This window comes from Streptomyces sp. CA-106110 (genome assembly GCF_050936285.1).
Lineage (GTDB): Bacteria > Actinomycetota > Actinomycetes > Streptomycetales > Streptomycetaceae > Streptomyces.
In genome coordinates this window covers 9,367,183-9,385,854 of the sequence record NZ_JBNJNB010000001.1, presented here as the reverse complement: position 1 = coordinate 9,385,854, position 18,672 = coordinate 9,367,183, and the positions used below count along the sequence as shown (strand labels likewise).

The 18,672-nt window shown below is 70.4% G+C and carries 20 protein-coding genes; 5 read left to right on the top strand and 15 right to left on the bottom strand.

Going from position 1 to position 18,672, the window contains the following annotated elements; translation table 11 throughout:
- Positions 1-92: 92 nt before the first annotated feature.
- The 5 genes from ACQEXA_RS43245 to ACQEXA_RS43225 all read right to left on the bottom strand — a co-directional run bounded on the left by ACQEXA_RS43245 (position 93) and on the right by ACQEXA_RS43225 (position 4,608).
- The gene (locus tag ACQEXA_RS43245; RefSeq protein ID WP_432925733.1) at positions 93-731 is read right to left on the bottom strand and encodes a GNAT family N-acetyltransferase; all 639 of its coding nucleotides are present in this window, start codon (positions 729-731) and stop codon (positions 93-95) included.
- A 164-nt stretch (positions 732-895) separates the two neighbouring features.
- Positions 896-1,729, bottom strand: a complete 834-nt coding sequence (locus tag ACQEXA_RS43240) for a MetQ/NlpA family ABC transporter substrate-binding protein (protein WP_432925735.1) — start codon at positions 1,727-1,729, stop codon at positions 896-898.
- 70 nt (positions 1,730-1,799) lie between these two features.
- The gene (locus ACQEXA_RS43235; RefSeq protein WP_432925737.1) at positions 1,800-2,555 is read right to left on the bottom strand and encodes a methionine ABC transporter permease; all 756 of its coding nucleotides are present in this window, start codon (positions 2,553-2,555) and stop codon (positions 1,800-1,802) included.
- On the bottom strand, positions 2,552-3,595 hold the full coding sequence (locus tag ACQEXA_RS43230) for a methionine ABC transporter ATP-binding protein (RefSeq protein WP_360991884.1): 1,044 nt from the start codon (positions 3,593-3,595) through the stop codon (positions 2,552-2,554). The genes ACQEXA_RS43235 and ACQEXA_RS43230 overlap by 4 nt, the downstream gene beginning before the upstream one ends.
- A 362-nt stretch (positions 3,596-3,957) precedes the next feature.
- Entirely contained in the window at positions 3,958-4,608 is a 651-nt protein-coding gene (locus ACQEXA_RS43225; protein WP_433132724.1) for an HAD-IA family hydrolase, read from the bottom strand.
- Between the two features lie 70 nt (positions 4,609-4,678).
- On the opposite strand from ACQEXA_RS43225, the gene ACQEXA_RS43220 reads away from it, so the two are divergent.
- Positions 4,679-5,038, top strand: a complete 360-nt coding sequence (locus ACQEXA_RS43220; protein WP_360991878.1) for a hypothetical protein — start codon at positions 4,679-4,681, stop codon at positions 5,036-5,038.
- Between the two features lies 1 nt (position 5,039).
- Complete coding sequence (locus tag ACQEXA_RS43215; RefSeq protein ID WP_359389885.1) at positions 5,040-5,468, top strand: hypothetical protein; 429 nt, start codon at positions 5,040-5,042, stop codon at positions 5,466-5,468.
- A 36-nt stretch (positions 5,469-5,504) separates the two neighbouring features.
- Here the strand turns inward: ACQEXA_RS43215 and ACQEXA_RS43210 are convergent, their stop codons facing one another.
- From ACQEXA_RS43210 to ACQEXA_RS43200, 3 genes are all read right to left on the bottom strand, one after another.
- On the bottom strand, positions 5,505-6,008 hold the full coding sequence (locus ACQEXA_RS43210; RefSeq protein WP_432925741.1) for a GNAT family N-acetyltransferase: 504 nt from the start codon (positions 6,006-6,008) through the stop codon (positions 5,505-5,507).
- Between the two features lie 45 nt (positions 6,009-6,053).
- Positions 6,054-6,560 (bottom strand): RNA polymerase sigma factor, encoded by a 507-nt coding sequence (locus ACQEXA_RS43205; RefSeq protein WP_432925743.1) that lies wholly within the window; start codon positions 6,558-6,560, stop codon positions 6,054-6,056.
- A 99-nt stretch (positions 6,561-6,659) separates the two neighbouring features.
- A complete protein-coding gene (locus tag ACQEXA_RS43200) occupies positions 6,660-7,820 on the bottom strand; it encodes a glycerophosphodiester phosphodiesterase (RefSeq protein ID WP_432925745.1) in 1,161 nt (386 codons plus the stop codon).
- 341 nt (positions 7,821-8,161) lie between these two features.
- On the opposite strand from ACQEXA_RS43200, the gene ACQEXA_RS43195 reads away from it, so the two are divergent.
- Positions 8,162-8,836 carry a lysophospholipid acyltransferase family protein gene (locus tag ACQEXA_RS43195; protein WP_359390244.1) on the top strand — a complete coding sequence of 225 codons (675 nt, stop codon included), beginning with the start codon at positions 8,162-8,164 and terminating at the stop codon, positions 8,834-8,836.
- A 126-nt stretch (positions 8,837-8,962) separates the two neighbouring features.
- On the opposite strand, the gene ACQEXA_RS43190 is transcribed toward ACQEXA_RS43195, so the two are convergent.
- The 5 genes from ACQEXA_RS43190 to ACQEXA_RS43170 all read right to left on the bottom strand — a co-directional run bounded on the left by ACQEXA_RS43190 (position 8,963) and on the right by ACQEXA_RS43170 (position 14,886).
- Positions 8,963-10,483 (bottom strand): MFS transporter, encoded by a 1,521-nt coding sequence (locus ACQEXA_RS43190; RefSeq protein ID WP_432925747.1) that lies wholly within the window; start codon positions 10,481-10,483, stop codon positions 8,963-8,965.
- Positions 10,480-11,031 (bottom strand): TetR/AcrR family transcriptional regulator, encoded by a 552-nt coding sequence (locus ACQEXA_RS43185; RefSeq protein WP_432925749.1) that lies wholly within the window; start codon positions 11,029-11,031, stop codon positions 10,480-10,482. Before ACQEXA_RS43185 ends, ACQEXA_RS43190 begins: the two co-directional genes overlap by 4 nt.
- 80 nt (positions 11,032-11,111) lie before the next feature.
- Positions 11,112-12,083 carry an aldo/keto reductase gene (locus ACQEXA_RS43180; RefSeq protein WP_432925751.1) on the bottom strand — a complete coding sequence of 324 codons (972 nt, stop codon included), beginning with the start codon at positions 12,081-12,083 and terminating at the stop codon, positions 11,112-11,114.
- Between the two features lie 75 nt (positions 12,084-12,158).
- Positions 12,159-13,592, bottom strand: coding sequence for an argininosuccinate lyase (gene argH / locus ACQEXA_RS43175; RefSeq protein ID WP_432925753.1), 1,434 nt, complete (start codon positions 13,590-13,592; stop codon positions 12,159-12,161).
- 100 nt (positions 13,593-13,692) lie between these two features.
- Positions 13,693-14,886, bottom strand: a complete 1,194-nt coding sequence (locus ACQEXA_RS43170) for an argininosuccinate synthase (protein ID WP_432925755.1) — start codon at positions 14,884-14,886, stop codon at positions 13,693-13,695.
- 189 nt (positions 14,887-15,075) lie between these two features.
- Between ACQEXA_RS43170 and ACQEXA_RS43165 the strand changes: the two genes are divergently transcribed.
- Both ACQEXA_RS43165 and ACQEXA_RS43160 read left to right on the top strand, forming a co-directional pair.
- Positions 15,076-15,663 (top strand): pyridoxamine 5'-phosphate oxidase family protein, encoded by a 588-nt coding sequence (locus ACQEXA_RS43165; protein WP_432925756.1) that lies wholly within the window; start codon positions 15,076-15,078, stop codon positions 15,661-15,663.
- A 3-nt stretch (positions 15,664-15,666) separates the two neighbouring features.
- Positions 15,667-16,371 carry a L,D-transpeptidase family protein gene (locus ACQEXA_RS43160; RefSeq protein WP_432925758.1) on the top strand — a complete coding sequence of 235 codons (705 nt, stop codon included), beginning with the start codon at positions 15,667-15,669 and terminating at the stop codon, positions 16,369-16,371.
- Here the strand turns inward: ACQEXA_RS43160 and ACQEXA_RS43155 are convergent.
- On the bottom strand, positions 16,358-17,848 hold the full coding sequence (locus tag ACQEXA_RS43155; RefSeq protein WP_432925760.1) for a sensor histidine kinase: 1,491 nt from the start codon (positions 17,846-17,848) through the stop codon (positions 16,358-16,360). The two genes, ACQEXA_RS43160 and ACQEXA_RS43155, sit on opposite strands and share 14 nt — an antisense overlap.
- Complete coding sequence (locus ACQEXA_RS43150) at positions 17,845-18,585, bottom strand: response regulator transcription factor (protein WP_359389850.1); 741 nt, start codon at positions 18,583-18,585, stop codon at positions 17,845-17,847. Before ACQEXA_RS43150 ends, ACQEXA_RS43155 begins: the two co-directional genes overlap by 4 nt.
- Between the last annotated feature and the right edge of the window lie 87 nt (positions 18,586-18,672).

Here is an 18,672-nt window from a genome sequence, read left to right as displayed (position 1 = left end):
GAGGGCAGCCCGCACGGCAGGCACCGTGAGGGTACCCGGTGCGGCTCGGAGCCCCCGCCCCGGGCCCGGCCGGTGGGAGCGGTCCCCCGGTGTCAGTTCCAGTTCGAGAACGACGTGAAACCACCGGTGTCGGCCAGCTCCTCACTTACCCCGTCGAGGTCCTCGGGCAGCAGGCTCCAGATGATGAGGTCGGTGCGGACGTCGGTCCACGCGCCGTCATCGCCCCTGGTACGCGCTATCCAGGCCCCGCGAAGGACGCCCTCACTGATGCAGCCGATCTTCTGGGCGACCTGCTGGGAGGCGGTGTTGTCGGCGGCGGTGCGCAGCTCCAGGCGCTCGAACCGCTGATCGCGGAAGAGCCACTGCGCGGTGGCGAAGGCCGCCTCGGAGGCGTACCCCTCTCCGCGCGCCCAGGGGGCGATGACGTAGGCGATCTCGGCCGAACGCACGCGCCAGTCGGTGTTCCGCAGGTGGAGCGTGCCGACCAGGCGCTGGGTGAGGAACTCGGTGACCGCGAAGACGATGCCGCGGCCCTCGGCACGCTCCGCCGGCGCGAGTTCGGTGATCCAGGTGCGGGCATGGGCCTCGGTGTAGGGCTGCGGCACGGAGGTCCAGGCGGTGACGAGCTCGTCGTTCATCATCTCGGCGAAGGCATCGATGTCCGGCTCCTCGAGAGGGCGCAGTACCAACCGCTCCGTGCTGATGGAGACGTTGGGGAAGGTGCCAGTCATGCGCCGCTCCGTATCCTTCGGAAGACCTTCAGGGCCTGCTGAACTGCCCAGCATGCAGCATGAAAGCACCGGACCGCACCACGGGGTCCGCTCCCTCATGAGGGAGCGGACCCCGTGCGTGGCGATACGCGGTATACGCGTCGTCAGCGGTGGGCCGGGGGTGTTCAGAAGGACGGGAGGACGGAGCCGGCGTACTTGTCCTCGATGAACTTCTTCACCTCGGGAGAGGTGAGGAGCGCGGCCAGCTTCTTCACGCGCGGGTCCTTCTCGTTGCCCTTCTTGACCGCGAGGAAGTTGCCGTACGGGTTGTTCTTGGCGGACTCCAGGACCAGGGCGTCCTTGGCGGGCTTGAGGCCCGAGGAGAGGGCGTAGTTGCCGTTGATCACCGCGGCGTCCACGTCGTCCAGGGAGCGCGGGGTCTGGGCGGCCTCCAGCTCCTTGAACTTCAGGTTCTTCGGATTCTTGGTGATGTCCTGCGGGGTCGCCTCGGTGCCCACGCCGCTCTTGAGCTCGATGAGTCCGTTGGTGGCGAGCAGCTTGAGGGCCCGCGCCTCGTTCACCGTGTCGTTGGGGATGGCGACGGTCGCACCGCTCTTCAGGGCGTCGGCGCTCTTGACCTTGTGGGAGTAGAGACCGAGCGGCTCCAGGTGCACCGTGACGACGGGCACGATGTGGGTGCCGTTCTTCTTGTTGAAGTCGTCGAGGTACGGCTGGTTCTGGAAGTAGTTGGCACCGACCGACCCGTCCTCCGTCGCCGTGTTCGGCGTGACGTAGTCGGTGAACTCCTTCACCTCCAGGTCGAGGCCCGCCTTCTTCGCCAGGTTCTGCTTGACGAAGTCGAGGATCTCGGCGTGCGGGGCGGGGCTCGCGGCGACGACCAGCGGGCCGCTGAAGTCGGCGGAGGCGGAGGAGCTCTTGCCGGAGCCGCAGGCGGTAAGCCCCACGGTGAGGGCTCCGGCGGCGAGGACGGCGGCGGTGATCTCGGCAGTGTTACGCACGAAAAGTGCCTTTCCTGATGGGTGGTGCGACCCCGTCGCGGGTGGGAACGGGGAGATCGGGGCGAAGGATTCAGGCGGCCTTGCTCGCATCGGCCGTGGCGGTGGCCGCCGGTGCGGCGGGCGCCTCGTCCTTGAGCAGCCTCAGCCGGGGCGCGGCCGACGAGCCACCGCCGCGGCGGTGCAGGGCGCGGGCCGCGTAGTCGCCGGCGAACTGGATCAGCGAGATGACGACGGCGAGGATCGCCACGGTGATCCACATCATCTGGGTCTCGAAGCGCTGGTAGCCGTAGCGGATGGCGATGTCGCCCAGGCCGCCGGCTCCGACCGTGCCCGCCATCGCCGAGTAGCCGATGAGGGCGACGACCGTGGTGGTGGCGGAGGAGATCAGCGAGGGCAGGGCCTCAGGGACGAGGACCTTGCGCACCACGGTCCAGGTGTTGCCGCCCATCGCCTGCACGGCTTCCACCAGTCCGCCGTCCACTTCGCGGACAGCCGTCTCGACCAGGCGCGCGAAGAAGGGGATCGCGCCGATGGCGAGCGGCACGATGGCGGCCTCACGGCCGATCGTCGTTCCCGTGATCGTGCGCGTGAAGCTCATCAGCGCGACCATCAGGATGATGAACGGCATCGAGCGGGCGACGTTCACGACCTGTCCGATGACCTTGTTGGCGAGGACGTTCTGAAGAAGCCCGCCGCGGTCGGTCAGTACGAGCAGGATGCCGAGCGGCAGACCGCCGGCGACCGCGATCAGGGTGGACCAGCCGACCATGTAGAGGGTGTCCCAACACGCCTGGGACAGCAGCGGCTGCATCTCGGACCAGGTCACTGTGCACCGTCCTTCACCAGCACGGGCTCCTGGCCCAGCACGTCGATCTGCAGCCCCTGCTCGCGCAGGAAGCCGATCGGCACGACGTTCTCCTCGTAGGCGCCGGGCAGTTCGATGCGCATCCGGCCGACCTGCCTGCCGCCCACGGTGTCCATCGCGGCGCCGAGGATCGAGATGTCGATGTTGTACGTGCGCGCGAGCTGCGAGACGACGGGCTGTGTGGCGGCGTCGCCGTGGAAGGTGACGTCGACGACGGTGCGGTCGTCGCCGGACGCGTCGCCGCTGACCGGGAAGAGCGCGGCGGCCAGTTCGGAGCCGGGGGTGGCGAGCAGCTCGCTGACCGTGCCGGACTCGACGATGCGGCCCTTCTCCATGAGGGCGGCCGAGTCGCAGATGGTCTTCACGACGTCCATTTCATGGGTGATGAGCAGGACCGTCAGGCCCAGCCGGCGGTTGAGGTCGCGCAGCAGCTGGAGGATGGAGCGCGTGGTCTCCGGGTCGAGCGCGCTCGTCGCCTCGTCGGAGAGGAGCACCTTGGGGTCGCCCGCGAGGGCGCGGGCGATGCCGACGCGCTGCTTCTGACCGCCGGAGAGCTGGGCCGGATAGGCCTTGGCCTTGTCTGCCAGGCCTACCAGATCGAGCAGTTCCAGGGCCTTGCGGGAACGTTCCTTCCCAGACCGGCCGAGGATTTCGAGGGGCAACTCGACATTGTCCTGCACGGTGCGGGAGGACAGCAGATTGAAGTGCTGGAAGACCATGCCGATACGGCTGCGCGCCTGCCGGAGCTCCTTGCCGGCGCGCGGTCCGCGGCGGGCGAGCGCGGTGAGGTCCTGGCCGGCCACGGTGACCGTGCCGGAGGTGGGGCGCTCCAGGAGGTTGACGCAGCGGATGAGCGTGGACTTGCCGGCGCCGGACTGGCCGATGACGCCGAACACCTCGCCCTCGCGTACATGCAGGTCGACCCCGTCGAGGGCGGTCACCTCGCGGTCGCGCGAGCGGCCGGCCCGGTAGGTCTTGGTAAGGCCCGATGTGGTGATCACTGGGTTTCCGTCACTGTCGAGTGCAGGCGTGGATGTGCGCCGGGCACGGGTGCATGCGTGGGAACGCGGCACGGTTCTCGCGTCGGCGATCGAACCGGGGAGAACGTGTGCGCACTGAGGCTCAGTCACGTACGAAGAAGGCGTACGGACATGCCACGGCGGTCTCGCTTCGGGGCGCGAGGCTCTGGGCGGTGCGGGGGCCCTCTAGCAGGCGCACATTCGACACATACAACGAGCACCGGGCGTCATGGTCGCCTCGGTCGCAAAGGTGCGGTCGCTCGTCGTGGTCATGGGCCAAGTAAAGCAGACGCACAACCGCACCCTGGCCACGGCTGTCCGCATGGCGGACAGCCGTGGACACTTCAGCCGCGGGTGCGGACCTCCACGGAACCGCCCTCGACCAAGGCGGACAAGGCCGAGAGGTCCTTCACCACCAGGTCGGCGTCCAGTTCATGGGCGCCGTGTGTTGTGGCCAAGGCCACGGTGGTCATACCGGCGGCGCGTCCGGCCGCCAGGCCCGCGGGGGCGTCCTCGAAGACGACGCAGCGGGACGGCTCGACACCCAGCGCACGGGCGGCGAGGAGGTAGGGCTCGGGATCGGGCTTGCCGCGCGTGACGTCCTCCGCGGCGACGAGGGTCTTGGGCCGGATGCCGACGGCCTCGAGACGGGCTTCGGCAAGGCGGCGCGTCGCGGAGGTGACGACGGCCCAGCGGTCGGCAGGCAGCGAGTCCAGGAACTCCCGGGTGCCCAGCAGCAGACGGACACCTCCGTTCGACACGTCCTCGACCTCCAGTCGCTCGATACGCGCGACGGCCTCCGGGACGACGTCGGCGGGCAGCAGGTCGGCCGCTATGTCCACGGCGGTACGGCCGTGCAGCTGGATGCGCCCGAACTGCTCGGCGGTGACCCCGTACTCGTGCGCCCACCGCGTCCAGCACCGCCTGACCGACTCGAGGGATGAGACGAGCGTCCCATCGTTGTCGAACAGCAGCGCGTCAGCATGGATCTTCATGTCCCCGACCCTACGGAGTCGGCCCGGGGTCGAGCGCATCGGGCCTTTTGGCCCGTAATAGGGTCACGGCATGCTTGATGCCCTGACACTGGTGACCGGTGTCGCCGCGTTGCTGCTCGCCGCCTGGTGCGGCTGGGCGGCTCACCGAGATCAGCCCACCAAGGACTGGCACTTCATCGGCATGGCCGTGCTGACGTTGCTGGTCCTGGTCCAGCTGGTCGTCGGCATCGTCCAGCTGGCGCGCGGCGAGAAGGCGGAGCAGGGCACGACGATCTTCGTGGCGTATCTGATCGGCGCCTTCGCATGCATCCCGGCGGTGGGGTTCATGTCGCTGGCCGAGCGCACGCGCTGGGGCTCGGTGACGGTCGCGGCCGGCGGTGTGGTCCTCGCCGTGCTGGAGGTGCGGCTCTATGACATCTGGGGAGGGTGAGATGACGGCCACACAGGACAAGCCGGTGAGGACGCGGCTGATCAGCGGGCCGGGCATGCTGCTCGTCTGGCTGTACGGCGTGATGGTGGTCGGCGCGGTGTCGCGTTCGGTGGTGCAGATCTCGACCGAGTTCGACAAGGCTCCGCTGGCGTACTCCCTGTCCGCGGTCGCCGGCCTCGTCTACGGCTTCATCACGTACTCCCTGGTCCGCGGCGGCGAGACGGCCCGGCGGGCGGCACTGGTGTGCTGCGCGGCCGAGTTGGCGGGAGTTCTGATCGTGGGCACGTGGACGCTGGTGGAGCCGTCGGCGTTTCCGGACGCGACCGTGTGGTCGGACTACGGCATGGGGTACATCTTCATTCCGGTGCTGTTGCCGTTGTCCGCCATGTACTGGCTGCGCAAGGCGCAGGCGCGGCAAGAGGGCGTCTGAGGCGATCGGGGCGCGCCCCTTGCGGGGCGCGTTCCCTCAGGCCGTCGTCGCGTAGGAACCCGCCGGTACCTGCTTCTCCAGGATGATCATCGGTACGCCGTCGGCGCCCTGCGACGTGCCGACCGTCTCGTAGCCGACCCGGCGGTACAGGCGCAGATTGCCCTCGCTGCGGTGGCCGGCACTGAGGCGGAGCTTCTTCGCGCCGCGCTCCTCGACCAGCGCGGCCTCCGCGGCACGCAGCAGCCGGGCGCCGATGCCGTGACCCTGGAGCCGCGGGTGCACACAGAGCTTGCCGATGGACGCCGCGCCGTCCTCGGTCACGCTGCCGCGCACCGAGCCGATGACCTCCTCGCCCAGCCGCGCCACGAAGACGCAGTCGGAGGTGACCTCCTCGCGGACCGATTCGAGGCTCTGGACGAGCGGGTCGATGCGGTAGTTGCCGTACAGCGCGGCCTCGCTCTGGAAGCACAGGTACTGCAGCCTGAAGATCTGCTCGGCATCCTGCTCGGTCGCCACCGAGATGGTCACGCTCATGCCCATGTGCGCACTCCTCCCGCTCACCTGATCGCCTGTTGTTCCACACTCCTATCCCCGCACTTCGTGAGCCGCAACCTCCACCGTCATCAATCGACGTAGACATCCCAGACATTTAGAGCGTTCCGGTCCGAGACTGCCCTGTGAGATACCCAACTCCCCCGCGATTTCCCGGTAGGTCAGATCCCGCGGGGAGAGCAGCGCGGCCACGAGACGGGGGCAACGCCCGGGCAACCGGCGCACAGCCGCGTACAGGTCCCGGCGGCGGGCCGCGATGAGCGCCTGCTGCTCTGGGCCGGGACACAGTTCGTCCGCGGGCTCGGTGCGGTGGGACAGTTCGAGACGAGCGGTGCGGCGGCCGCGGCGCGCCTCGGAGCGCACGGCCCGGCGCAGCCATCCCGGGGCGTCGACCGGCGGCCGGTCCACCGCGAGCCGTTCCAGGAGCCGTAGCCAGACCGCCTGTTCCAGGTCGCCCGGCTCCATCCCGAATGTGTACGCCTCCGCCGACGCCTCGGCGGCGAGCAGGGGACGCAGGGCCGTGAGCATCTCGTGGGTCACGTCCGGCGTGACGCGGCCGCCCCGGCAAGAGGTTGCCGGGGCGGCCGTAAGTCACCCCAACCAGGGCGAGAGTCCGCTGCGTTGACGCGGGCCCGCTGTTCAGCCGCGGAGGAAGTCCGCGCGGGCGAGCAGTCCGGTGTCGGCGTTGTCGGTGAAGACACCGTCGATGCCGGTGGCGAAGTACGTCTTGAAGGCACCGAAGGCGTCGCCGTAGCCGTCCACGTCCGTGCCCTTGCGGAATTCCGCGGGCAGGAACGGGTTCTCGTTGCGCATCGTGTACGGGTGCAGGATCAGGCCCACCTTGTGCGCGTCGGCGACGAGCGTGGTCGGCTTGGTGAGGCGGCCGTTCGCGTCCTTGGGGATGATCAGGTCCAGGGTGGGACCGATGCCCTGCGCGTAGCCGGCGATCTCCCGCAGGCCCCGCGGCGTGATCAGGTCGGCGACGGTGCGCGGGTCGCCCGCGTCCACGAAGTCCCAGGGGCGGCTGTCGGCGGTGGAGAGCAGGACGACGAGCGGGTTGTCGACCAGCTTGTTCAGCCGCTCGATGCTGCCGGGCTCGAAGGACTGCAGGATGACCGGCGAGTTCCGCTTGTCCTTGCCGTACTTGCGCAGCAGCTTGGCGACCCGCTCCTCCAGGCCCAGGCCGAGCTTGCGGAAGTAGGTGGGGTGCTTGGTCTCGGGGTAGATCCAGACCTGCTTGCCGCGCTTACGGGTCTGCTCGTCCTGCCACTTCAGGACCTCTTCGAAAGTGGGGATCTCCCAGTGGCCGTTGTAGAGGGTGTTGTGCGGGCGGTTGGCCGGGATCCGCTCGATCGCGCGCAGGGTCTTCAGCTCGGCGAGCGTGAAGTCCTCGGTGAACCAGCCGGTGGTGGGGACGCCGTCCAGGACCTTGGTGGTCTTGCGGCCCGCGAACTCGGGGTGGTCCGCGACGTCGGTGGTCCCGCCGATCTCCGGCTCGTGCCGGCACACGAGGTGACCGTCCTTGGTGGGCACCAGGTCGCCGGCCTCGACGATGTCGGCACCGAGGTCGAGGGCCAGCTGATAGGAGCCGAAGGTGTGTTCCGGCCGATAGCCGCTCGCCCCGCGGTGCCCGATGATCGCGGGCACGGGCAGGCTCTTCAGCCCGGCGCTGGGCCGCGCGTCCGCCGTCGCGGCACCGGGCAGTCCGAGGACCGCTCCGCTCGCGCCGAGGACCGCGGCCCCGAGCAGCGCCCGTCGTCCCGTTCCTCGCCCCTGCTCGTACGACTCCTGGGTCGCCATGAGTGCCCTCCCGTGACATCTGTCGAAGCGGGTCGATCGTAGGTCTGTACCGATGACGGCCGGGAGACGCGCGCGGGAACGCGTGGCGGACGTGCGCCGTCCTGCCGGATGCATGACGGAGGGCTTACGGGGCACTCGTAGTGACGGACCGTCACCCTCCGGCGCGATGTCCGTCACACCCGTCCGGCGGATGACGAACGTGCGACAAGGCGTCGTCGCAGGTAAACACTCGTCAACGACGCGATTTCGCAGTGTGACCCGATGTGCGACACGGCGGTTGTCGCGAGTATCGTCCTCACCTGCACAGACTCATACCGCATCCCTTGGCACCGGAGGGTACGTTGTCCCGCTTCGCGCTCATCAAGGCAGTGCTCGGACCGATCATGCGCCTGATGTTCCGCCCACAGGTGGAGGGCGCGGAGCGCATCCCGGGCGACGGCCCCGTCATCCTGGCCGGCAACCACCTGACGTTCATCGACTCGATGATCCTGCCCCTGGTCTGCGACCGTCAGGTCTTCTTCATCGGCAAGGACGAGTACGTCACCGGCAAGGGCCTCAAGGGCCGGCTGATGGCCTGGTTCTTCACCGGCGTCGGCATGATCCCGGTCGACCGCGACGGCGGCAAGGGCGGTGTCGCGGCGCTGATGACCGGGCGCCGGATCCTCGAGGAGGGCAAGCTCTTCGGCATCTACCCGGAGGGCACGCGGTCTCCCGACGGCCGCCTGTACCGGGGGCGCACCGGTATCGCGCGGCTGACGCTGATGACCGGGGCGCCCGTCGTCCCCTTCGCGATGATCGGCACCGACAAGATCCAGCCCGGCGGCGCCGGCCTGCCCCGGCCGAGCAAGGTCACGGTCCGCTTCGGCGAGCCGATGGAGTTCTCGCGGTACGAGGGGATGGACCGGGACCGGTATGTGCTGCGGGCCGTGACCGACTCCGTGATGACGGAGGTCATGCGACTGTCGGGGCAGGAGTACGTGGACATGTACGCCACGAAGGCGAAGGAAGCGGCGTAGCGGAGGCCGAGGGCTCATCCGTGCCGTCGGCGGCGTCCCGCTGGGCGGGCGCGGGTGCGTCGTGAGGGTTCGCGCGGTTTCCGCGCCCGTCGTGGGCGCGGACCCTCCGCCCGCCCGGGGACGGGACTAGGAGTCCCCGAGCCGCTGGCCCCGCAGCAGGAACCACGCCGCCACCGCCGTGGCCAGCAGCACCGCCGCACCGACGCCCGTCGCCAGCGTCAGGCCGTCCACGAACGCCTCCCGCGCCGACGACAGCAGCGCGCGGCCCGGCTCGGGCGGCATGGCCGACGCCGCCTCGACCGCGCCGCCCAGTGACTCGTGTGCCGCGGCCGGGGTGCCCGCCGGGCCGGTGAAGCCGCGGTAGACGCCGGTCACGATGGAGCCGAGCAGTGCGATGCCGAGAGCCGCGCCGAGTTCGTACGCCGTCTCCGAGACCGCGGAGGCCGCGCCCGCCTGGTCCTTGGGGACGCTGGAGAGGATGACGTCCGCGGTCACCGTGAACGACAGGCCGGCGCCCACGCCCACGACCAGCAGTGCGGCCCCGATGAGCGGGTAGCCCGTGGTCCGGTCGACCACGGTGAGGGCGGCGAGCGCCAGGCCCACCGTGGCGAGCCCGGCCGAGACCACGGCCCGCACCGAGAAGCGACGGGCCGCGGCGCCCGCGGCCAGCCCCGCCGCGACCGCGCCGACGGCGGCCGGCAGCTCGGCGAGGCCCGCCTCGAACGGCCGCCTGCCCTGCACCAGTTGCAGGAACTGCGAGAGGAAGAAGACCAGCCCGGACATGCCGAGGACCGTCAGCAGGTCGGCGAGGACGGCACCGCTGAAGCCGCGGCTGCGGAACAGCCGCATGTCCAGCAGCGGTACCGGAAGACTGAGCTGGCGGCGCACGAATCCGTACAGCGCGGCGATGCCCAGGACACCGGTGGCCAGGGCGGGCCAGGCGAAGCCGTGCGCGGCCGCTTCCTTGACCGCGTACACGATGCCCACCATGCCGACGAGCGACAGCACGACACTGTTCAGGTCCCAGGGGCCGGGGTCGGGGTTCCGCGACTCCGGCAGCGTCCTGATGCCGACGAGGACCAGGACCACCATGACGGGCACATTGATGAGGAAGACCGAGCCCCACCAGAAGTGCTCAAGGAGGAAACCGCCGGTGATCGGGCCGACCGCCGTGCCGGCCGAGGCGGCCGCGCCCCAGATGCCGACGGCGACGCTGCGCTCGCGCGGGTCGTGGAAGAGATTGCGGATCAGGGCGAGGGTGGCCGGCATCAGGGTCGCGCCCGTGACACCGAGCAGCGCCCGCGCCAGGATCATCATCTCCGGCGTCGACGCATAGGCGTTGAGGACGGATATCAGTCCGAAGGCCGTGGCCCCAACCAGCAGGATCCGCTTGCGGCCGATGCGGTCGCCGAGACTTCCCATGGACACCAGCAGCCCGGCGATGACGAAGGAGTAGACGTCGCCGATCCAGAGGAGCTGCGTGCCCGAGGGCTCCAGGTCCTCGCTGAGATAGGGGGTCGCGAGGCCGAGGACGGTCGCGTCCACGGCCACGAGCAGCACGGCGAGCACGAGGACGCAGAGCGCGAGCCACCGGCCCGGACGCCTCTTCGCCCGCGGCGCGGCGGCCGGCTGCAGGGTGCTGGTCATGGTCCCTCTCTCCGGAGTGCGCCGCCGAGCACCAGCTCGACGATCATGTAGGTGAAGTCCTTGCGGGCCAGACGCCCCTCGGCCACGGCCCAGGCGCCCGAGGCCATCAGGCCGTACAGGGCCTCGGTGAGCCATGCCGGGGTGAGGTCGATACGGAACTCGCCGCTCGCCTGGCCGCGTCGGAACAGCGCCGCGATCCGGGCGTCGAGCCGGGCCCAGCCCTCGTTCTGCTCCTCGCCCTCGAAGAGCTGGTTCTCGGTGTAGAGGAAGGCGAGCAGGCCCGCGGCCGGCTCGATCTCCGACACGAAGCGGCGCAGGGCCTCCTGGGCCGTGCCTTCGTCCAGCCGGGCGGCGTCCAGCGCCGACTCGCACTCCTCGATGCCGAGCGCCTCGAGCGCCCGTACGAGGGCGTCGCGCCCGGCGAAGTGGCGGTGCAGAGTGGCCCGGCTGATCCCGGCCGCCCTGGCGACCTCGTCCATGGTGGCGGTGGATTTCCGGGTGAGCAGGGCTGCCGCGGTGCGCAGCACGTGATCGCGATCGACGGCCATGAGACAACGATAACCCGTGTGAGACATTCTTGTCTCATCAGAAGCGTGTGTGTCTCACGATCTCCGTCGGCGGGCGTTGGTCAGTGCCAGGGCAGCCGGCCCCGCTGCTCCCAGTACGCGCCCGGCTCCTCGGCGAGGGCTTCGAGCCGCGCGATCTGCTCCTCGCCGAGGTCGACGGCGGCGGCGTGCAGGTTGGAGGCGAGCTGACCGACGGTGGCCGCGCCGGAGAGAACGACGCCCGCCCAGGGCAGCCGCAGGATCATCGCGAGGGCGACCGCGTCGCTGCCGAGGGAGGTCTCCGCCGCCACGGCCCTCAGCGCCTGCGGCGCGTGCGGGTCGGCCAGGCGCCCGTTGGCCATGCCCTCCTTGACGATCACCGTGAGCCCGGCGTCGTGGGCCTCGGCGAGCGCGGGGGCGGCCGAGGTCTCCAGCAGGTTGTACGTGGACTGCACCGTGCGGAAGAGAGGTTCGCCGTCGACCGTCACCTCCAGCGCGGCGCGGATCGCAGCGGCCTGCGCGGGCCCACTGGTGGAGAAGCCGATCGTGGTGCCTCCCGCGGCTGTCTCGGCGAGCTTGGCGTGGAGTTCCTTGTCGGTGAGGGCCGGGCTGTCCGGGGTCACCGAGTGGATCTGGTAGAGGTCGAGCCGGTCGCCGAGCAGGGCCGTGGTCTCGGCGTGCTGCCGTTCGAACGTGGCGAGACCGTGGTCCTTGACCTCGTGCTGCTCGGCGTCGGTGCTCCAGGCCGCGGTGTAGGTGTAGCCCCACTTGCTGCCGACCACGACGTCGTCGATGCCGGGGCGTGCGTGCAGCCAGCCGGCGAGGAACTCCTCGGAGCGCCCGTAGGAGCGGGCGACGTCGAAGTAGCGGACGCCTTGCGCGTAGGCGGCGTCGAGCAGTTCATGGGTGCGTTCGCGCAGGGCGTCGACGCTGCGGTCGGGCGGGAGGTCCTGCTCCCGGCCGAGGTTGATGTAGCCGGGCCGGCCGATCGCGGCAAGGCCCAGGCCGAGGTGGCAGGTGGGAGTCGTTGCTGAGGCCAGTCGGGCGAAGGGCATCGCGGGCTCCGTTCGGTCGGCTCCTTGCGGCTGCCGACCAACCTAACCCGCGACGCCCTTCCTGTACGCGACCTGCTACTTCTTCTGCTTTGCCGTCGCCCACGCGTGCTGGGCCGCCACGTCGGCCTTCACCTCGGCGAGTTGCACGGCGACCGCCTCGGGCGCCGTACCGCCGCGGCCGTTGCGGGAGGCGAGGGCACCCGGCACGTTCAGCACGGACCGCACCTCGGGGGTCAGATGCGCGGAGATCTTCGCGAACTGCTCGTCCGTGAGCTCGTCCAGTTCCTTGCCCTCGGCCTCGGCGGCCTTCACGCACTCACCGGCGACCTCGTGCGCGACCCGGAACGGCACGCCCTGCTTGACCAGCCACTCGGCGATGTCGGTGGCGAGCGAGAAACCGGCCGGCGCCAGCTCCTCCATCCGCTCACGGTGGACGGTCAGCGTCGCCATCATGCCGGTGAAGGCCGGGAGCAGGACCTCAAGCTGGTCGATGGAGTCGAAGACCGGCTCCTTGTCCTCCTGCAGGTCGCGGTTGTACGCGAGCGGGAGTGCCTTCAGGGTGGCCATGAGCCCGGTGAGGTTGCCGATGAGCCGGCCGCTCTTGCCCCGCGCGAGCTCGGCGATGTCCGGGTTCTTCTTCTGCGGCATGATCGACGAGCCGGTGGAGAAGGCGTCGTGCAGGGTGACGAAGGAGAACTCCTTCGTGTTCCAGATGATGACCTCCTCCGCGATACGCGACAGGTTCACCCCGATCATCGCGGTGATGAAGGCGAACTCCGCGGCGAAGTCGCGGGAGGCCGTGCCGTCGATGGAGTTGGCCGAGCTGCCGTGCTCGAAGCCGAGGTCCTTGGCGACCGCCTCCGGGTCGAGGCCGAGGGAGGAGCCCGCGAGCGCGCCCGAGCCGTACGGGGACACGGCCGTGCGCTCGTCCCACTGGCGCAGCCGCTCGGCGTCCCGGGACAGGGACTGCACATGAGCGAGAATGTGGTGCGCGAAGAGCACGGGCTGGGCATGCTGCAGATGCGTACGGCCGGGCATCGCCACGCCGGGATGCGCCTCCGCCAGTCCGACCAGCGCGTCCTGGAGGTCGGCGATCAGACCGCCGATGATCCGGGCGTGGTCGCGCAGGTACATACGGAAGAGGGTGGCGACCTGGTCGTTGCGGGAGCGGCCCGCGCGCAGCTTGCCGCCGAGGTCGGGGCCGAGCCGCTCCAGAAGGCCCCGCTCCAGGGCGGTGTGCACGTCCTCGTCGGCGACGGTGCCGGTGAACTCGCCGGAGGCCACGTCGGCCTCCAGCCGGTCGAGCCCGTCGATCATGCGCGCCAACTCGTCGTCGGTGAGGAGCCCCGCCGTGCGCAGCACGCGCGCATGGGCACGAGAACCGGCGATGTCGTACGGCGCGAGGCGCCAGTCGAAGTGGACGGATGCGGACAGCTTCGCCAGGGCTTCGGCGGGACCGTCGGCGAAACGGCCGCCCCAGAGCCGTACGTCACCGCTGTTGCTGCTCACTCTGCGTTGCTCCTCGAAGGTGGCGGTGTGCGACCGCCTCCCCACTCTCGGCAAGTGAGGAGGCGGCTGTCAGGCTAGTGCGTGCCAGGTGGCCGGGCGGTCAGACCAGGTCGCGCTTGGCGGCGATCTTCGACGACAGGCTGTAGATGTCGATGAAGCCCTTGGCCGCGGCCTGGTCGAACGTGTCGCCCGTGTCGTAGGTCGCGAGGTTGAAGTCGTACAGCGACTTCTGGGAGCGCCGGCCGGTGACGACGGCACGGCCCCCGTGCAGGGTCATACGGATGTCGCCCGAGACATGCTCGTTGGCCTCGTTGATGAAGCCGTCCAGCGCGCGCTTGAGCGGGGAGAACCACTGGCCGTCGTAGACCAGTTCGCCCCAGCGCTGCTCGACCTGCCGCTTGTAGCGGGCGAGTTCGCGCTCGACGGTGACGTTCTCCAGCTCCTGGTGGGCGCTGATCAGGGCGATCGCGCCCGGAGCCTCGTACACCTCACGGGACTTGATGCCGACCAGCCGGTCCTCGACCATGTCGATCCGGCCGATGCCCTGGGCGCCGGCGCGCTCGTTGAGCTGCTGGACGGCCTGCAGGACGCTGACGGGCTTGCCGTCGATCGCGACCGGGACGCCCTTCTCGAAGGTGATGATCACCTCGTCGGCCTCACGGGGCTCGGCCGGGTTGGAGGTGTACTCGTAGATGTCCTCGATCGGGGCGTTCCAGATGTCCTCGAGGAAGCCGGTCTCCACGGCGCGGCCGAAGACGTTCTGGTCGATGGAGTACGGCGACTTCTTGGTGGTCGCGATCGGGAGGTTCTTGGCCTCGCAGAACGCGATGGCCTTGTCGCGGGTCATCGCGTAGTCGCGGACCGGTGCGATGCACTTCAGGTCGGGGGCGAGGGCGACGATGCCGGCCTCGAAGCGGACCTGGTCGTTGCCCTTGCCGGTGCAGCCGTGCGCGACCGTCGTGGCGCCGTGCTTCTTGGCCGCGGCGACGAGGTGCTTGACGATGGTCGGCCGCGAGAGCGCGGAGACCAGCGGGTAGCGGTCCATGTAGAGGGCGTTGGCTTTGATCGCCGGGAGGCAGTACTCGTCGGCGAACTCGTCCTTGGCGTCGGCGACCTCGGCTTCCACGGCACCGCAGGCGAGCGCGCGCTTGCGGATGACGTCCAGGTCCTCGCCGCCCTGGCCGACGTCCACGGCAACGGCGATGACCTCGGCGCCCGTCTCCTCGGCGATCCAGCCGATGGCGACGGAGGTGTCCAGACCGCCGGAGTAGGCGAGTACGACGCGCTCGGTCACGGGTTTCTCCCTCACAGTGCATTCGCTGATATGCATGAGTATGCAGCACCATGCATGATTCGTCAATCCAGCCACGCGCGGCGCCACGGGCCTCGCCACGGAGGGGCTTCGACCGGGCCTGCGGACACGGGCAACCGGAAGCGGCGATTCATTAGACAGCCGAACGACTTTCACCAATAATCGGTGGACATGGGTAAGACCTATGAACGCATTGACGGCAGACTGCGTACGTTCATCGAGGCGCAACCCGTCTTCTTCACCGCCACCGCACCGCTGTCGGGCGATGGCACGGTCAACCTCTCCCCCAAGGGACTCAGGGGCTCGTTCGCCGTCGTCGACGAACTCACGGTCGCCTACCTGGACTTCGCCGGGAGCAGCGCCGAGACCATCGCTCACCTGCGGGAGAACGGCCGGATCACCCTCATGTGGTGCGCCTTCCAGGGCCCGCCGAACATCGTGCGGGTGCACGGCCGCGGCGAGGCCGTCTTCCGCGACGACCCCCGGTTCCCGGGACTCCTCGAGCACTTCCCGGAGATCGACCCGACTCCTCACGGTCTGCGCGCGATCATCGTCGTGACGGCCGAGCACGTGCGGGACTCCTGCGGCTACGCGGTGCCCTTCATGTCCTACGAGGAGGACCGCGACCTGCACGGCAAGCGGTTCGCACGTGAGGACGACCCTTCCCTCAGCGACTACTTTCGGAGGAAAGAACACGTCGAAACCAGCCTCGACGGCCTGCCGGGCCTGCCTCTGCCGCTGCCGCCGTCTACGTTCTGACGCATGCGTCCTGGTGTCGTAGCCGCCCTCGCCTTCGCCTCCCTCCTTCTGCTCGGTGCCGCGCCGGTCCCCCGTGAAGACGCCCCGCTGCCGGAGCGGCTGACGGACACCGGCGGCGGCACCCAGCTGATCACCGCCCTGGCGCCCACCACCGGCGCGACGTCGGGCACGGTCAGCTGGTGGGACCGCCGGGACGGACGGTGGGTGAAGGCCGGTTCGGCACCGGCACGCTTCGGCGCGCGCGGGCTCGTCGAGGGCGGCTCGCGCACTCAGGGCACCAGCACGACACCGACCGGCCTGTACGACCTGCCGTACGCGTTCGGGATCAAGGCCGCCCCCACGGGCACCAAGACGCTGTACCGCCCGGTCCACCAGGATTCGTGGTGGTGTGAGGACAGCGCTTCCACCTCCTACAACCGCTGGACCGAGCCCCTCCCGCCCGACTGCCGCGCCTCCGAGTCGGAGCACGTGGCCGCTTATGACCCCCAGTACGGGCATGCCTTGGTCATCGGCTTCAACTACCACCATCCGGTGCGCGGCCGCGGCGCCGGCATCTTCCTCCACGTGAACGGCAAGGGCGCGACGGCCGGTTGTGTGTCGGTGCCGGAGGACGCGATGCGGCGGCTCCTGCAGTGGGCGGACTCTTCGCGGCGGCCGCACATCGCGATCGGGACGGCCGGCGGGACGACCGCGATCAGCCGCTACTAGCCCGGGCCGCGGGCAGCCGCACGGTGAACGTCGTCGATCCCGCGCGGCTCTCCAGTCCCACGCTCCCGCCGTGCGCCTCGGCCACCGCCGCCACGATCGACAGGCCGAGCCCGGCGCCGCCGCCGTGGTTCTCCGGGCGGCGGCGATGTTCGGCCCGGGTGAAGCGCTCGAAGACACCCGGCTGGATGTCTCCCGGGACCCCCGGCCCGTCGTCGTGGACCGTGAGCACGGCCCCGGCACCGCCGCCCTCCAGCGAGACGGTCACCTTCGAGCCCTCCGGCGTGTGCAGACGGGCGTTGGCCAGCAGGTTGGCCAGCACCTGGTGGAGGCGGTGCTCGTCGCCGGTCACCGTCACCGGCTCCTCGGCCAGCTCCAGCGTCCAGCGGTGACCGGGACCGGCCGCACGCGCGTCGGTCACCGCGTCCAGGACCAGACGGGTCAGGTCGACGGGGCGCCGCTCCAGCGGGCGGCCCGCGTCCAGACGGGCCAGGAGCAGCAGATCGTCCACCATCTCACCCATGCGGGCCGACTCGGCGGCGATCCGCTCGAGTGCCCGGGTCACCTCCGGCGGGACCGGGCCCGGGTGCAGCAGCGCCAGCTCCGCATGTCCGCGGACCGAGGCGACCGGAGTGCGCAGCTCGTGGCTGGCGTCGGCGGCGAAGCTGCGCAGCCGTTCCTCGCTCGCGTGCCGCTTGGTCAGGGCGTCCTCGACATGGCCGAGCATGCGGTTGAACGCGGTGGCGACCCGGCCCACCTCGCTGCGCGGCTCGTTCTCGGGGGCGCGCGGCGGCAGGGCGACCTCACCGCTGGCGAGCGGGAGTTCGCTGACCCGCGTGGCGGTCGCGGCCACCCGGTTCAGCGGCCGCAGGGACCAGCGCACCCACAGGGCGCCGGCGACCCCGGTGACCGCGAGGGCCGCGCCGAAGACGACCACGGCGACGAGCTCCAGGCGGTGCACCGCGGCCTCGACCGGCTCCAGCGGCAGTCCGGTGATCAGCACGTCGCCGTCCGGGGCGGCCGCCGCCATCAGGCGGTACCCGCCGAGGGAGGCCAGACGGACGGTGTGGCCCCGGCCGTCCGTCGGGATCGCTGCGAGCATGCGCCGGTCCCGCGTGTCCAGCGGGGCGCTCAGATGGGTGCTGTCGCTGAGGGGGCGCACCACCGCCGCGCTGGTGACCGTGCCGTGGACCACACAGGCGCCGAAGGTCCCGGTGGACTGCTTGCGGGTGTCGCCGTGCTCGTCCCCGTCGTGGTCCGAGAGCCTGACGCCGTGCTCCAGGCTCGCCGGGAAGCGCGGGCCGACGTCGCGCAGCTGCTGGTCGAGCCGGCCGGTGAGGAAGCCGTTCAGCTCCACCACGGCGGCCACCCCCACCGTGGCGCAGCAGAGCGCGAGCAGGACGACGAGCCCGGCGGTCAGCCGGGATCGCAGCGTGCGCGGCCAGGGCAGGTGCCGCACCCACCGCAGCCGGGCCCTCACCGGGCCCCCGGCTTGAGCACGTATCCGGCCCCGCGCACCGTGTGGATCATGGGCTCACGGCCGGCGTCCACCTTCTTGCGCAGGTAGGAGATGTACAGCTCGACGACATGGGCCTGGCCGCCGAAGTCGTAGGACCACACCCGGTCGAGGATCTGCGGCTTGCTGAGCACCCGCCGCGGGTTGCGCATCAAAAAGCGCAGCAGTTCGAACTCGGTCGGCGACAGCTCGATCAGCCGGCCGGCCCGGGTCACCTCGCGGGCCTCCTCGTCCATGACCAGGTCGCCGACCGTCAGCCGGGGGCCCTCCTCCAGCTGGCGCGCCATGCCGGCCCGGCGCAGCAGTCCGCGCAGCCGGGCGACGACCTCCTCGAGGCTGAACGGCTTGGTCACATAGTCGTCTCCGCCCGCCGTGATGCCGGCGATCCGGTCCTCCACGGCGTCGCGGGCAGTGAGGAAGAGCACACAGACCTCGGGCTTCACCTCGTGAAGGGAGCGCAGCACGGCGAAGCCGTCGGTGTCCGGCAGCATCACGTCCAGGACGACGGCGTCGGGCAGCAGATCGCGGGCCTCGGTGACGGCCGAGGCGCCGTCGCCCGCCGTGCGCACCTCCCAGCCCTCGTACCGCAGGGCTCCCGACAGCACCTCGGCGAGGTCCGGATCGTCATCGACGACGAGAACGCGCAGGGGCGTGCCGTCGGGGCGGGTGAGGGCGGGGCGGCCGGAGCGGGGTGTGTTCATCGCGCTCTCCAGGATCCCCCCTCCCGGCGGCGTCCGTGGAGGCCGCTTCCTCTGAGTTCGCCATGAATGCCGGGGCACGCCCGCCGA

Bases quoted from the DNA above. Each gene is read 5' to 3' on its own strand.
- ACQEXA_RS43245 (WP_432925733.1), bottom strand. From the start codon at position 731: ATGACTGGCACCTTCCCCAACGTCTCCATCAGCACGGAGCGGTTGGTA.
- ACQEXA_RS43225 (WP_433132724.1), bottom strand. From the start codon at position 4,608: ATGAAGATCCATGCTGACGCGCTGCTGTTCGACAACGATGGGACGCTC.
- ACQEXA_RS43220 (WP_360991878.1), top strand. From the start codon at position 4,679: ATGCTTGATGCCCTGACACTGGTGACCGGTGTCGCCGCGTTGCTGCTC.
- ACQEXA_RS43215 (WP_359389885.1), top strand. From the start codon at position 5,040: ATGACGGCCACACAGGACAAGCCGGTGAGGACGCGGCTGATCAGCGGG.
- ACQEXA_RS43210 (WP_432925741.1), bottom strand. From the start codon at position 6,008: ATGGGCATGAGCGTGACCATCTCGGTGGCGACCGAGCAGGATGCCGAG.
- ACQEXA_RS43200 (WP_432925745.1), bottom strand. From the start codon at position 7,820: ATGGCGACCCAGGAGTCGTACGAGCAGGGGCGAGGAACGGGACGACGG.
- ACQEXA_RS43190 (WP_432925747.1), bottom strand. From the start codon at position 10,483: ATGACCAGCACCCTGCAGCCGGCCGCCGCGCCGCGGGCGAAGAGGCGT.
- ACQEXA_RS43185 (WP_432925749.1), bottom strand. From the start codon at position 11,031: ATGGCCGTCGATCGCGATCACGTGCTGCGCACCGCGGCAGCCCTGCTC.
- ACQEXA_RS43180 (WP_432925751.1), bottom strand. From the start codon at position 12,083: ATGCCCTTCGCCCGACTGGCCTCAGCAACGACTCCCACCTGCCACCTC.
- ACQEXA_RS43165 (WP_432925756.1), top strand. From the start codon at position 15,076: ATGGGTAAGACCTATGAACGCATTGACGGCAGACTGCGTACGTTCATC.
- ACQEXA_RS43160 (WP_432925758.1), top strand. From the start codon at position 15,667: ATGCGTCCTGGTGTCGTAGCCGCCCTCGCCTTCGCCTCCCTCCTTCTG.
- ACQEXA_RS43150 (WP_359389850.1), bottom strand. From the start codon at position 18,585: ATGAACACACCCCGCTCCGGCCGCCCCGCCCTCACCCGCCCCGACGGC.